Consider the following 12,681-nt stretch of genomic DNA (forward strand, 5'->3'; position numbering starts at 1 on the left):
CGAGGGAGATCCGATGGCCGATCAGTTCTTTTCGACCAGCCCGGCCGATCCGCTGGCGCAACCGTTGATCCAGGGCCTCATCCGTGAATATGACGGCCGCTATGGCGACATTCCCGGCCGCGACCCGGCGGTCGTCGAGCTGCACCGCTATCCGCCCGAGCTCTTCCTGCCGCCCCGCGGCCGCTTCCTGCTCGTGCTGCGTGCCGGCGAGGCGATCGCCGGTGGCGCCTTCATGCCGCATGCCGAGGAGGCGACGGCCGAGGTCAAGCGGGTCTGGGCGCGGCCCGATCTGAGGCGGCAGGGGCTTGCGGCGCGAGTCGTCATCGAACTCGAACGGCTCGCGCGGCTGCAGGGCTACACGGACCTCTACCTGACGACCGGCAGCCGCCAGCCGGAAGCCGTGCGGCTCTACCGGTCGCTCGCCTACGAGCCGCAATTCGACCTGAACGTCGATGCCACGAAGTTCAGCCTTCTGTCGTTCCGCAAGCGGCTCGCCACGCCCTTGAGCGCGCTGGCCGATGCGGCCGCCCTCCCGGCCTGAGCCCAAATCCCGAAGAGGAACCTGACATGTCTCTCGCCGTCGACGGCTCTGCGGCCGCCGTGCCCCTGTCCCAGCCGCGTCTCGACGCGGCCGGCCTGCGCATCGTGCCGGCCCGTCATCCCTGGCGCTTCGTCGGCGGAGCCTTCGCACTCGTCCTCGTCTTCGCGGTCGTCAACTCGGTGCTCGGCAATCCGCGCTGGGGCTGGGACGTCTTCGCCGAATGGTTCTTCTCCGAGCCGGTGATCGCGGGGCTCGGCCGCACCTTGCTGCTGACGCTGCTTGGTGCGCTCTTCGGCTTCTCCATCGGGGCTCTCCTGGCGCTGGCACGGCTATCCGGCTCGGTGCCTCTGGCCGCGGTGTCCTGGACCTTCGTATGGCTGTTCCGTTCAATCCCGCTGATCGTGCTCCTGCTGATCCTCAATAATCTCGGCTATCTCTACGAGACGGTTTCGCTCGGCGTGCCCTTCACGGGTTGGAACTTCTTTTCCTATCCCACCACGCAGCTCATCAGCCCCTTCATGGCGGCAGTGCTGGGCCTCACGTTGAACCAGGCCGCCTTCTCGGCCGAGTTCATCCGCGGCGGGCTGCTCTCCGTCGACCAGGGCCAGCATGAGGCCGCCGCGGCCCTCGGCCTGCCGCGGCAGCGGCAGTTCTTCCGCATCGTGCTGCCGCAGGCGATGCGCTCGATCATCCCGACGGCCTTCAACGACATTATCGGCCTCGCGAAGGGCACCTCCAACGTCTACATCCTGGCGTTGCCGGAACTGTTCTACACCGTACAGGTGATCTACCGCCGCAACCTGGAGGTGATCCCGCTGCTGATGGTGGCGACGGTCTGGTATCTCGTCATCCTGACCGTCCTCTCCCTGGTCCAGACGCAGATCGAGCGCTACTATGCCCGCGGCGCGCTCCGCCATCTCCCGCCTTCGATCTTCGATCCGTTGCTGCGCCGTCTCGCGCGCCGGGCCGTTCCCGCCGTGCCGCCGGCCGCCGCTTCCGCCGCGCCGGTGGATCCCGCCCCGCTGGCCTGGCGTCGCGGGGGTGAGATCACCATCCGGAACGTCTCGAAAAGCTTCGGCGAGCTGAAGGTCCTGGACGACGTCTCGCTCACCTTGCCGTCCGGATCGGTCACCGCGATCATCGGCCCCTCCGGGTCCGGCAAGTCGACGCTGCTGCGTTCGATCAACCATCTCGAACGCCTCGACCGCGGCGTGATCACGCTGGACGGCCAGCTCATCGGCTATCGGCAGGAGGGCGAGCTGCTCTACGAGCTGAAGGAGCGAGAGGTGCTCCGCCGGCGCGTCGATGTCGGCATGGTGTTCCAGAACTTCAACCTGTTCCCGCATCTGACGGCGCTCGAGAACATCGTCGAGGCGCCGGTCAATGCGCGCGGCGTCGCCCGCGCCGAAGCGGAAGCCGCCGCCCGCGAACTGCTTGCCCGCGTCGGCCTCTTCGACAAGGTGAACGCCTATCCGCGCCAGCTCTCGGGCGGCCAGCAGCAGCGCGTCGCGATTGCCCGCGCCCTGGCGCTGAAGCCCAAGGCGCTGCTTTTCGACGAGCCGACATCCGCGCTCGATCCGGAGCTGGTCGGCGAAGTGCTCGCCGTCATCAAGGAACTCGCCCGCTCCGGCGCGACGCTGGTCATCGTCACCCATGAGATCGGTTTCGCCCGCGAAGTCGCCGACACGGTCGTCTTCATGGATGCCGGCCGGATCGTCGAGGTCGGCGCGCCCGAAAAGGTGCTCGGCGCACCCGAGCATCCGCGTACGGCGGAATTCCTCGCGAAGGTCCTTTGATCCCCCTCCAACACGCGTTCTCTCCGAAGATTGAAAGGCTGATGCTCATGACGCATTCCCTCGCCATGCCGCGCCGCGTTGCGCTCGGCTTCGTCGCCCTTGTCGCGCTCGCCCCCTCGCTGGCTTTCGCCCAGCAGCAGTTCGATCTGACCTCCGTGCAGAAGGCGCAGCCGCGCGCCGAGCTCGTGCCGGAAGCGGTGAAGTTGCTCGGCAAGGACGTGAAGCTCGCCAAGCCCGGCACCTTCACCATCGCAACGACCGGCCAGCGCCTGCCCTTCGGCATCAATGCGACCGACAATCAGAGGATCATCGTCGGGTCCGAGCCCGATATCGGGCGGCTGATCGCCGACGGGCTGGGTCTCGAACTGGAGGTGGTGCAGGTGGCCTGGGCCGACTGGCCGTTGGGTGTCACCTCGGGCAAGTATGACGCGGCGATCTCCAACGTTACCGTCACCGAACAGCGCAAGGAGCGGTTCGACTTCTCGACCTATCGCAAGGACCAACTCGGCTTCTATGTCGGCAGCAAGAGCGCGATCAAGGAGATCGCCAAGCCGGAGGACGTCGCCGGCCTCAAGGTCATCGTCGGCTCGGGCACCAACCAGGAACAGATCCTGCTGCGCTGGATCAAGGCCAACGAGGCCAAGGGCCTCAAGACCACCGAAGTGCAGTATTTCGACGATGACGTCGTGCTCTATCTGGCCTTGGAATCCGGCCGTGCGGACGCGTATTTCGGTCCCAACGGCACGCTCGGCTTCAAATCCGCGCAGATCGGGACCACCCGCCTCGTCGGCTCCTTCTCGGGGGGCTGGCCAGAGATCGCCGAGATCGCGGTGACGACGAAGAAGGGCGCCGGTCTCGCCGAAGCGATCACCGCCGTGCTCAACGCGCAGATCAAGAACGGCAACTACCAGAAGTCGCTGGCGCGCTGGGGGCTCGCGCCGGAGGCAATCGAGGTCTCGCGCACCAACCCGCCTGGGCTCCCCAGGAGCTAACGCGAACCGCGAAACCGCGATGCGGGACGCTCAAAGCCGGCGGCCCGCTCCTTTCAAGGAGCAAACCAATGTTCATCCGCAAGGCGGCGCTGACCGCCGCCGCCATCGCTGCGTTCGCCACGCTCGCCTCGGCGCAGAGCGTCTATGATCTGAGCCCGCAACAGCCTGGCCGGCCTCGTACGCAGCCCAATCCCGCGGCGATCGCCGCCATCGCCGGGGACGCCAGGCTCGTCGAGCCCGGTATCCTGACCGTGGCGACCAATGCGAGCACGCCGCCGCTGGCGACCTATGCGACGGATTCCGCGACCCTCGTCGGCGCCGATCCCGATGTCGCGCAGCTCATCGCCGACAGCCTCGGCCTCAGGCTCAAGCTCATTCCCACGCCCTGGGCCGACTGGCCGCTTGGTGTCGCATCCAGAAAATACGATGCGGCCATCTCCAACATCGGCGTCACGGAGCAGCGCAAGGAGAAGTTCGATTTCTCGAGCTATCGCGCGGGCCTGCACGGTTTCTTCGTCAAGGCCGACAGCAAGGTCGGGAAGATCGCCGAGCCAAAGGATGCCGCGGGGCTGCGCATCGTGCTGGGGGGCGGCACCAATCAGGAGCGCATCCTGCTCGAATGGAGCAAGCAGAACCTTGCGGCGGGGCTGAAGCCGATCGAGCTCATCACCTTCGACGACGAGGCCAATCGCCTGCTGGCGTTGTCTTCGGGCCGCGCCGACGTGATCGTGCAGCCGCACGCGCAGCTGCTTTTCATCCAGCAGCGCGACAGGAACATCAGGCGCGTAGGCGTGCTGAGCGCGGGCTGGCCGGAAAGGTCGGACGTCGCCGTGGCGACGCGCAAGGGCGCTGGGCTGGCCCAGGCGATCACGCTCGCCCTGGAAGGCGCCTATCGGGACGGCACCTTCGATGCGGCGCTCAGGCGCTGGGGTGTCGAGGAGGAACGCCTCGAAAAGCCCGAGACAAATCCCCGCGGCCTGCCGAAATATTGAGGGCGCGATCATGAGCCCTCAAACGGCGGACATCGTCGTCCTCGGCCTCGGCGCCATGGGATCGGCGGCCCTGTTTCAGCTTGCATCGCGCGGGGCAGACGTCCTCGGGATCGATCAGTTCCATCCGCCGCACGAGTTCGGCTCGAGCCATGGCGAGACGCGCGTCACGCGCCTCGGCGTGGCCGAAGGCACGACACTGGCGCCACTGGTGAAGCGCTCGCATGAGATCTGGAAGGAGCTGGAGGGCCGGACTGGCGAAAGCCTGTTCGGGCAGGTCGGCTTCCTGGCCATATCGAGCGAGCCTTCGCAGCCCGGTGCAGCCGACTATGTCGAGCGCACGCTCGCCGTGGCTCGGCGCAGCGGCACGCGACACGAGCTGATCGCCCCCGAAGAGGCGCGCCGCCGCTATCCCTGGCTGAACGTCGCGGACGGGGACCGGGTCTATTTCGAGCCGGAAGGTGGGTACCTGCGTCCCGAGCGCTGCGTCGCGGCGCAGCTTCGGCTCGCCGCCGCAGCCGGAGCGCGGCTGGTGCTCGACACGCGGGTCGAGGCGATCGTCCCGCACGCCGGTCATGTCGAGATCAGGACCGGCAAGGGCAGGATCCTCGCGGGCCGCGTCGTGGTCAGCGCCGGCGCCTGGGCTGGCCGGCTGCTGGGGCCGCAGGTCTCCGGGCTGCTGCGCCCCACGCGCGAAATCCTGCACTGGTATGCGCTCGAGCCGTCTGCTCCGGCCGGATGGGGCGAGGCGCCGGTCTATATCTGGTCCTACGGGCACGGCGTGGAAGAGGGCTTTTACGGCTTTCCCGCCTTCGACGGCTCGGTGAAGCTGGCCCATGGCGAGAAGACCCGCAGCGTCGACCCGGATGGTTTTGATCGATCGAGCGAGGAGGAGGAGTCGCGTGAATTCTATGCGCGTTCCATCGCCGGGCGGCTGAAAGGCCTGCGCGTCGACCAATCGCGCCGCAAGACCTGCCTCTACACGGTTTCTCCGGATAACGGCTTCATCATCGACCAATGGCCGCAATGTGAGCGTGTGCTCGTCGTCTCGCCCTGCTCGGGGCATGGCTTCAAGCACTCGGCTGCGATCGGTGAGGCCGTCAGCCAGCGGCTTCTGGATGGCGCAAGCCGCATCGATCTCGCGGCTTTCGGACTGGCGCGGTTCGGCCATGCGCCGCTTCCTGACGTTGCTGCCTAGCCGACATATCGCCGAGCCGAGGCCGGAAGAGCATCCGGCCTGGTGCTCGATCACGATAGGCAGAGCCTCGCGGCCTTCGCCCGGTCCAGGGTGCCGGAGATAGAGCATGGCCGGCCGCCGCCAACCTTTCACAGAGAGCATCGATCCCGTGTACGACTTCGACCTCGCGCCAGACCGCCTCGAGACCGGCAGTACGAAATGGAGCCGCTATCCGGCCGACGTCCTGCCCATGTGGATCGCCGACATGGATTTCGCCGTCGCTCCTGACATCGTCTCGGCGCTGAAGCGGCGGCTCGACCATCCGGTATTCGGCTATGCCGTCGCCAAATCCCAGCTTCGCGAGCAGATCGTGGCCGATCTCGACAGGCGGTTCGGATGGCGGATCGCGCCCGATGACATCGTGTTCCTGCCGGGTATCGAGCCCGGCTTCAACATGGCCCTGAAGGCGAGCCTCTCGCCCGGCGAAAAGATCCTGATCCAGACGCCGATGTACAAGCCCATCCTGGATGCGCCGAGCCATTGGGGCCTCGAGGCGCTTCATGTGCCGCTCGTCCGTGGCGAGAAGGGCTACGGGCTGGATCGCGGCGCGCTGGCGGAAAAGCTGGCCGGGGCTGGCGCGTTCCTCCTGTGCAACCCGCACAACCCGACGGGCCATGTCTACGCGCGGGACGATCTCGCCTTCATCGCCGCGGCCTGCGAGGCCGGGGACACATTGATCATCTCCGACGAAATCCATTGCGATCTCGTCTTCGACGGCCGGTCGCATGTTCCGATCGCGAGCCTCGCTCCGGAGATCGCGAAGCGGACCATCACGCTCATGTCCGCCAGCAAGACCTACAACATCCCGGGACTCAAGACCGGCTTTGCCATCATCACCGACCGCGAGCTCCGCGATGCCTTCAACGCGGCCCGCAGCGGCATGGTCGACAGTGTCAATCTGATGGGGCTCGAAGCCACATTGGCGGCTTATCGCGACGCCGGCCCGTGGCGCGCGGCGCTTCTCGACTATCTGCAGGAGAACCGCGATCACCTGGGCCGCGCGCTTTGGCGGCTGATCCCGGACATCCGCTACCATCCTCCCGAGGCCTCTTTCCTGGCCTGGCTCGACTGCAGCGCGCTGGGCCTGAAGCAGAGGCCGCATGTCTTCTTTCTCGAGGAAGCGAAGCTCGGACTCTATGCCGGGGAGGTTTTCGGGGCGGGATACGAGCAGTTCGTCCGCCTGAATTTCGGCTGCACGCGAGCGACGCTGACGCAGGCGGTCGAGCGCATGGCTGCTGCCCTATCGCGGAATGCCGGGAACTGAGTTCCCTCACGGCGGGGCGGCGGTATTCCGGCCGCCTCCGATCTTGCGCCTCCGCGGCGGCCTTAAGCCGGCGCTTGGCTGGCGAATATCAGTCGGAACGCAGGCCGAGCGCGGCCGAGGCCTCCTCCGGCAACCAGCCCAGCCGCTCGTAATTGCCGCGCCAATAGGCCAGAGCGGCGTTTTCGCTGCCGAGCCGGATCTCGCGGACGCGGCCAATGACGATCGCATGGGAGTGCCGCTCGATCAGATCCTCCACCTCGCAGTCGAGAGCGGCCAGCGCGCCGACGAGGAGCGGAGCTCCGGTCGGGCCTTCGCTCCACTCCACCCCGGCATAGCGGGCCGCGCCCTTTTCGCCGCCACGGCCAGCGAAGCGATCCGCGACCTTGGCCTGGGCTGCGGTCAGGAAGTTGACGCCGAAGGCGCGGTGTCGGCCGAGCAAGGGAAAGCTCGACGATGCGAGGTTGAGCCCGAACATCACCGTCGGCGGTTCGGCCGAAAGGGACGACACCGAGGTTGCGGTCAGGCCGGTGCGGTCCTCGCCACGCCCGACGGTGACGACGCTGACGCCACCGACGAGCCGACGCAGCGCTGCGCGAAACGTGGCGGTATCGGGCGAGGCAGGTTGCTGCCGGAGAGCTGCCCTGGTGTGGAGCGGGATGATGGTCAAAAGGCTAGCTCCGTTTCAGCGCGCCATGCCGAATGCCGACGGCGCGCTTGATCGAGTAATCGACCGGCGGAAGGCCACGCCGTTTCTGGCTGGCGTCTCGTCAAAGTCGGTAAAAAACTCGCTCAGACAAGTTCTGACGTCAACAAGAATGTTCTTTTTAAAGAATGAAATGTCGAAACAATGTATTCTCTCGATCGGAGATACGGTAGAAAATATGCACTTTGCGCCGATATCGAGTGGCTATAAGTCCGGTTTGTGGGAATTTGTTGTTCTATAAAGAGAATGACTTACCGCCGTCTGCGTGTCGTTCCAAGCGCGCAATGGGCATCAACCGGACGGGCGCTCCTGCAGCGCGCCGTCGAGCGGTCGATCTTCAAGGCCAGGCACGCCCGACGCGGCTTGCCGCATGCACCGTGCAGGCAGGAGCCACCGCCTTCCGCCTTCGTCTAGTCCGCCTCCTTGATTGACGGCCTCGGCTCAAATCCGGAGGCAAATCAGGGTCTCGGCTCAGCGACAATCTCCCGAGAGTCCCGGGTCGTCTTCTCGCCGCCATGAGCCCTACGAGCTTGCCACGATCTTGTCGGCCAGCAGGCGAACGCGGATGGGATCTCGAGCCGCCCATGGATGGATCTGATGGGGAGCGTCGGGAAGATCGAGGTGATCGAGCATGGCCGAGGGGATGGCTCGGCGATAGGCTTCGATCACGCTAGCGGGAATTACGTGATCCTGCCCGGCGGTGACGAGGAGCACTTTTCCACGGAATGTGCGGAGGAGTGGGAGAGGGCGGGCATTCGCGAAATCCCGGCTCTGCCGCAGAACCTCAGTGAAATGATGATCGAAGTGCACATCGAATGCCTCCGCCACGTAAAGGGCGGGGCAGGAGAGCACCAGCGAACGCGGCTGCAGGAATGCGAGCAACTCGGCTGCCACATAGCCGCCCATGCTGTTGCCCATGACGATGCTGGGCTCGCTTTCGCCCATGAATGCGGCCGCGGCACGCGCCTGGTCGAGCCGTAGCCTGAGGCTGGATCCGGAGATCTGTCCGGAACTCTCGCCATGGCCGGAGAAGTCGAAGGCGAAGGTCGAGACGCCCCGCTCCGCCAAGGCCCGGGCAAGATAGCCGATACGCTTGCGGTTCCCCGAGCCGCCGCCGTGCAGATACAGCATGTGCCCCGTCGCGCTGCCGCTGGGCGCTACCCAGGTGTAGCGCAGCGTCTCGCCCGTGGCCTCGAAGCTGCCGTCCTGGCAGCGGATCAAGCGAGCCTCCCCAGGCTGGCTAGCGATGGAGGATTTGCCCGAGGAAGGCCTTCGTCCTCTCGTTTCGCGGATTGGTGAAGAACGCTTCCGGAGGCGCCTCTTCGACGATCTCCCCCTTGTCCATGAACAGGATGCGGTCGGCGACGGTGCGCGCGAAAGCCATCTCGTGGGTGACGCAGACCATGGTCATGCCCTGACCGGCGAGCTCGACGATCACGTCGAGGACCTCCTTGATCATTTCCGGGTCGAGGGCCGAGGTCGGCTCGTCGAACAACATGGCCGTCGGCTTCATGCACAGCGCCCGTGCGATCGCCACGCGCTGCTGCTGCCCGCCGGAGAGCTCGCCAGGGTATTTGTCCGCCTGCTCTCCAATGCGAACACGCAGCAGGTATTCGCGCGCCGTCGCCTCCGCTTCGTCCTTGCTGACGCCCTTGATCTTCACGGGGGCGATCATGAGGTTTTGCAGGACGGTGAGGTGCGGGAAGAGATTGAATTGCTGGAACACCATGCCGACCTCCTGCCGGACGGCGGCAACACTGCGCATGCTGTGGTCCAGGGTGACGCCGTTGACGAGGATCTCACCGTCGCGATGGTCCTCGAGCCGGTTGATGCAACGGATCAGGGTCGATTTTCCTGATCCGGACGGCCCGCAGATCACCACGCGCTCGCCGCGCGCGACCTCGAAGTCGATTTTCTTCAGAACCTGAAAGTCGCCATACCATTTGCTCACGCCGCGGAGGCGGATCATCGGAGCGGTGTCGGCTGCCGCCAGCGTCGATGTCGTCATCGTTTCGTTCCTTAGAAGCCTAGCTCGCCATCCAGCCGCCGTCGACGAGGAGATTCTCCCCGGTGATGAAGTTCGCCTCGTCCGAGGCCAGGAACAGCGCGGCGCTCGCAACATCGTCCGGCCTGCCGAAGCGCGGCCAGGGCGTCCGGTTGCGGGAGTATTCGAGCCAGCGCTCTTCGACTGCACGGCCGGTCTTGCCCGTCAGGATCTTGCCGGGAGCCACGGCGTTGCAGATGATGCCGTGTCTGGCATAGTCGGCGGCGATCTGCCGGGTCATGTAGACGACCCCGGATTTCGAGGTTCCGTAGGCGATATCCTCCGGAGCGGCGATCATGCCGTGCTGCGAGGAAATATTGACGATCCGGCCGCGAGCCTCGTTGCGGATCTCCTGGGTCATCATCTGCCTGACGGCGGCGCGCGCCATCAGGAACGGCCCCGTCAGATTGACCGCCAGAACCCTGTTCCATTCGGCGAGGCTGGTCTCGACGAGCGGCTTGCCGACGCCGATCGCGGCGTTGTTCACGAGGACGTCGAGCCGGCCGAAACGGCGGGTCGCTTCGTCGACCACCCTTTCGACATCCTCTTCGGTGGCGACGTCGGCCTTCAGAAAGGCGATGTCGTGTCCTTCGCGGCGAAGCACCGTTTCGATCGGCTCGCCACCCTCGCGGACCTCTTCCGTCCGATCGACGAGCACGAGACGTGCGCCTTCCGATGCGAAGCGCAGGGCGATGGCCCGCCCGATGCCGGATGAAGCCCCGGTGATGATCGTCACCTTGCCCGAAAGCCTGGTCATGGCCGTGCCTCCCCGAGCGCCGCAAGCTGGCGCGTCCAGTCGAGATATTCGCTCGCCGCCGCAGCGAGCTCGCGCCGGGCGGAGAACCCGGTGTCGGCCGCGAGGGCGGCGGTGCTCAGGGCCGGGCGATCCTGCTTGAGATTGTAGGCGATGCTCGCCGGCTCGCCGGCCTCCGCGAGGCGGTAGCGAAGGCCCGTGTGCCGGGCGATATGGCTGCACCATTCGAGTAGGTCGGTCGTGCTGCCAGCGCCGATATTGTAGATCCGCCGTTGCAAGGTCTGGCCGAAGAGAACCGCGACGATGCCGGAGGCCGCATCGCGCGAGTAGATCCAATCCGCGGCCATCGGGCGCGGCAGCACGACCTCTTGCCCGGCAAGAGCCTGATCGAGGATCTGCAGATGCGGGCTCATCGCGTCGCGCGCGCCGGAGCGATGTTCCCAAGGGCCAAAGACGGGCCCCAGGCGCACCACCCGGACATCGATGTCATACAGGCCGCCGAGATGCAGGGCAGCCTGTTCGGAGGCGAGCTTGGTGATGCCGTACAGCGAAGCGGGCGAAGGGCAGGAGCTTTGCTCCTCATAGGTGCCCGACAGGCCAGGAGGCGAGAAGCCGTAGACGGCGACGGAGCTGAGCATCGTCAGGCGCCGTATCCCGCCATGCTCGTGCGCCTGCTCCAGAACGTTCAGAGTCCCGTTCAGGTTGACGTCGACGATGCTGCGCGCGTCGGTCCTTTCCCTTTGCGGCCCGGCGGTGATCGCCGCCGTATGCACGATGCGGTCTATCGGGCAGCCGGCAAGCGCCCGACGGATATCGTCGGCGCAGGTCACGTCTCCGAGTACGGGCCTTGCCGCCTGCCCGAACTGCTTCAGGGCGTGGGGCGGGGGCTGGCGGGTATCGAAGAGGACGATGTCCTCGCCGCAGGCGAGCAGCTGCTCGGCGATCGCAAGGCCGACGAAGCCTGCGCCTCCGGTGATAAGAACGGTCATGGCAGATCCCTCAGCGGACGATCATGGTGCGCCGCTCGAGCTTCGCGACCCAGCGGGCAAACGGCCAAAGCAGGACGAAGAAGATCAGCGCCGCGGCCGTGAGCGGAGTCGGATTGTAGGTTTGTTCCTGTGCCACACGGGCGGAGCGCAGCAATTCGGGCAGGGCGACGAGGGCGGCGATCGAGGTGGTTTTCACGAGCTCGAGCGAGTTGCTCGCCAGGGGCGCCAGGACGTTTCGGATCGCTTGCGGCAGGATGATGTAGACCACTGTGCGGATCGGGCCGAAACCGAGGGCGTGGGCGGCTTCCCTTTGGCCCTTGGGTACGGATTCGACGCCTGCGCGCAGAATCTCGCCATAATAGCCGGAGTTGTTGACGGTTATGGCCATTACCACGGCGGCAAAGCTGCCGAGCTTGAGGCCCAGGAACGGCAGTCCGTAGAAGATCAGCACCAGCAGGACGATGACTGGAAACGAGCGCAGCACATCGACGTAGATCAGCAGCAGGATATTGAGCCAGCGAATGTGGAAGCTGTACAGGATCGCGATCAGCAGGCCGCAGAGCACGGCGAGCGGCAGAGTGACGATGGCCAGCAGGAGCGTCAGCTCCAGGCCCTGAACCAGAAGCGGGTATATCTGGATCAGAGAATCGACGTTGAAGAAGTTCTCGAGAAAGATGTCCATCGTGCCTGTACCTCAGCGGCTGCGCGGGCTGAACTTGCGTTCGACCCAGCGACTGGCGATGACCAGCGGGATGAAGAAGGTGAGGTAGAAGGCGGCCGCCAGCGTCAGGGGGGAGGGGTTGGCGACGATCGCCATCACGCTTTGCGCCTGCCCAAGGGTTTCCGGCAGGGCGACGGCTGTGCCCAGCGCAGTTCCCTTGCTGATCGCGATCGCACGGTTGGTCAGGAGCGGAATCGCCAGGCGGATGGCCTGTGGCAGCACGATGAGGAACAGTGCCCGAAAATAGGTGAATCCGAGCGCTTCGGAAGCTTCCCATTGCCCGCGCGGCACCGCCCTGATGGCCGAATGGAAAATCTCGGTGGCGAAGGCGGAGAGCACCAACGCGAGGGCGACGACCGTGGTGGCGAACGGCGACAAGGCCAGGCCGGCATAGGGTAGGCCGAAATAGACGAAGATGATGACGACGAGCTGGGGCAGCGTCCGGAAAAGATCGACATAGACGACGATCGCCGCGCTCAGGGCCCTGCTATTCATGCAGTGCAGAACGGCGAAGCCCAGCCCGACGCCGATGCCGAGTATGATCACTAGAACGGAGACCAGCACCGTCAAGCCAAATCCGCCGAGGACCGTCGGGAAGGCCTCGGCCATGACCTGAAGATTGAAGTAGTTCTCGACGATCTTATCCATGAC

At 65.7% G+C, this 12,681-nt stretch carries 13 protein-coding genes; 6 read left to right on the forward strand and 7 right to left on the reverse strand.

What is annotated here, in order from left to right; genetic code table 11:
- Positions 1-13 precede the first annotated feature (13 nt).
- From AC3RCC_RS07330 to AC3RCC_RS07355, 6 genes are all read left to right on the forward strand, one after another.
- Entirely contained in the window at positions 14-541 is a 528-nt protein-coding gene (locus AC3RCC_RS07330) for a GNAT family N-acetyltransferase (protein ID WP_492258028.1), read from the forward strand.
- A 26-nt stretch (positions 542-567) separates the two neighbouring features.
- Positions 568-2,337 carry an amino acid ABC transporter permease/ATP-binding protein gene (locus AC3RCC_RS07335; protein WP_492258029.1) on the forward strand — a complete coding sequence of 590 codons (1,770 nt, stop codon included), beginning with the start codon at positions 568-570 and terminating at the stop codon, positions 2,335-2,337.
- Positions 2,338-2,384: 47 nt separating this feature from the next.
- Positions 2,385-3,329: an ABC transporter substrate-binding protein gene (locus AC3RCC_RS07340; RefSeq protein WP_492258030.1), complete on the forward strand. Its 945-nt coding sequence runs from the start codon at positions 2,385-2,387 to the stop codon at positions 3,327-3,329.
- A gap of 68 nt (positions 3,330-3,397) precedes the next feature.
- A complete protein-coding gene (locus tag AC3RCC_RS07345; RefSeq protein ID WP_492258031.1) occupies positions 3,398-4,321 on the forward strand; it encodes an ABC transporter substrate-binding protein in 924 nt (307 codons plus the stop codon).
- 10 nt (positions 4,322-4,331) lie between these two features.
- A complete protein-coding gene (gene solA / locus AC3RCC_RS07350; protein WP_492258032.1) occupies positions 4,332-5,516 on the forward strand; it encodes an N-methyl-L-tryptophan oxidase in 1,185 nt (394 codons plus the stop codon).
- A gap of 148 nt (positions 5,517-5,664) precedes the next feature.
- Positions 5,665-6,819, forward strand: coding sequence for a MalY/PatB family protein (locus AC3RCC_RS07355; protein ID WP_492258033.1), 1,155 nt, complete (start codon positions 5,665-5,667; stop codon positions 6,817-6,819).
- Positions 6,820-6,907: 88 nt separating this feature from the next.
- Here the strand turns inward: AC3RCC_RS07355 and AC3RCC_RS07360 are convergent, their stop codons facing one another.
- The 7 genes from AC3RCC_RS07360 to AC3RCC_RS07390 form a co-directional block, all read right to left on the reverse strand.
- Positions 6,908-7,477 (reverse strand): flavin reductase family protein, encoded by a 570-nt coding sequence (locus AC3RCC_RS07360; protein WP_492258762.1) that lies wholly within the window; start codon positions 7,475-7,477, stop codon positions 6,908-6,910.
- A 567-nt stretch (positions 7,478-8,044) separates the two neighbouring features.
- Positions 8,045-8,743, reverse strand: a complete 699-nt coding sequence (locus AC3RCC_RS07365; protein WP_492258034.1) for an alpha/beta hydrolase — start codon at positions 8,741-8,743, stop codon at positions 8,045-8,047.
- A gap of 19 nt (positions 8,744-8,762) precedes the next feature.
- A complete protein-coding gene (locus AC3RCC_RS07370; RefSeq protein WP_492258035.1) occupies positions 8,763-9,530 on the reverse strand; it encodes an amino acid ABC transporter ATP-binding protein in 768 nt (255 codons plus the stop codon).
- Positions 9,531-9,549: 19 nt separating this feature from the next.
- A complete protein-coding gene (locus AC3RCC_RS07375; RefSeq protein ID WP_291634488.1) occupies positions 9,550-10,323 on the reverse strand; it encodes an SDR family NAD(P)-dependent oxidoreductase in 774 nt (257 codons plus the stop codon).
- Positions 10,320-11,309: an NAD-dependent epimerase/dehydratase family protein gene (locus tag AC3RCC_RS07380; protein WP_492258036.1), complete on the reverse strand. Its 990-nt coding sequence runs from the start codon at positions 11,307-11,309 to the stop codon at positions 10,320-10,322. Before AC3RCC_RS07380 ends, AC3RCC_RS07375 begins: the two co-directional genes overlap by 4 nt.
- Positions 11,310-11,319: 10 nt before the next feature.
- Positions 11,320-11,991, reverse strand: coding sequence for an amino acid ABC transporter permease (locus tag AC3RCC_RS07385; protein WP_291634492.1), 672 nt, complete (start codon positions 11,989-11,991; stop codon positions 11,320-11,322).
- A 12-nt stretch (positions 11,992-12,003) separates the two neighbouring features.
- Positions 12,004-12,678, reverse strand: coding sequence for an amino acid ABC transporter permease (locus tag AC3RCC_RS07390; RefSeq protein WP_492258037.1), 675 nt, complete (start codon positions 12,676-12,678; stop codon positions 12,004-12,006).
- Between the last annotated feature and the right edge of the window lie 3 nt (positions 12,679-12,681).

It is taken from the genome of Allobosea sp. GW823-FHT01F03, assembly GCF_058798075.1.

Bases quoted from the DNA above. Each gene is read 5' to 3' on its own strand.
- solA (WP_492258032.1), top strand. From the start codon at position 4,332: ATGAGCCCTCAAACGGCGGACATCGTCGTCCTCGGCCTCGGCGCCATG.
- AC3RCC_RS07380 (WP_492258036.1), bottom strand. From the start codon at position 11,309: ATGACCGTTCTTATCACCGGAGGCGCAGGCTTCGTCGGCCTTGCGATC.
- AC3RCC_RS07330 (WP_492258028.1), top strand. From the start codon at position 14: ATGGCCGATCAGTTCTTTTCGACCAGCCCGGCCGATCCGCTGGCGCAA.
- AC3RCC_RS07335 (WP_492258029.1), top strand. From the start codon at position 568: ATGTCTCTCGCCGTCGACGGCTCTGCGGCCGCCGTGCCCCTGTCCCAG.
- AC3RCC_RS07375 (WP_291634488.1), bottom strand. From the start codon at position 10,323: ATGACCAGGCTTTCGGGCAAGGTGACGATCATCACCGGGGCTTCATCC.
- AC3RCC_RS07340 (WP_492258030.1), top strand. From the start codon at position 2,385: ATGACGCATTCCCTCGCCATGCCGCGCCGCGTTGCGCTCGGCTTCGTC.
- AC3RCC_RS07390 (WP_492258037.1), bottom strand. From the start codon at position 12,678: ATGGATAAGATCGTCGAGAACTACTTCAATCTTCAGGTCATGGCCGAG.
- AC3RCC_RS07370 (WP_492258035.1), bottom strand. From the start codon at position 9,530: ATGACGACATCGACGCTGGCGGCAGCCGACACCGCTCCGATGATCCGC.
- AC3RCC_RS07385 (WP_291634492.1), bottom strand. From the start codon at position 11,991: ATGGACATCTTTCTCGAGAACTTCTTCAACGTCGATTCTCTGATCCAG.
- AC3RCC_RS07345 (WP_492258031.1), top strand. From the start codon at position 3,398: ATGTTCATCCGCAAGGCGGCGCTGACCGCCGCCGCCATCGCTGCGTTC.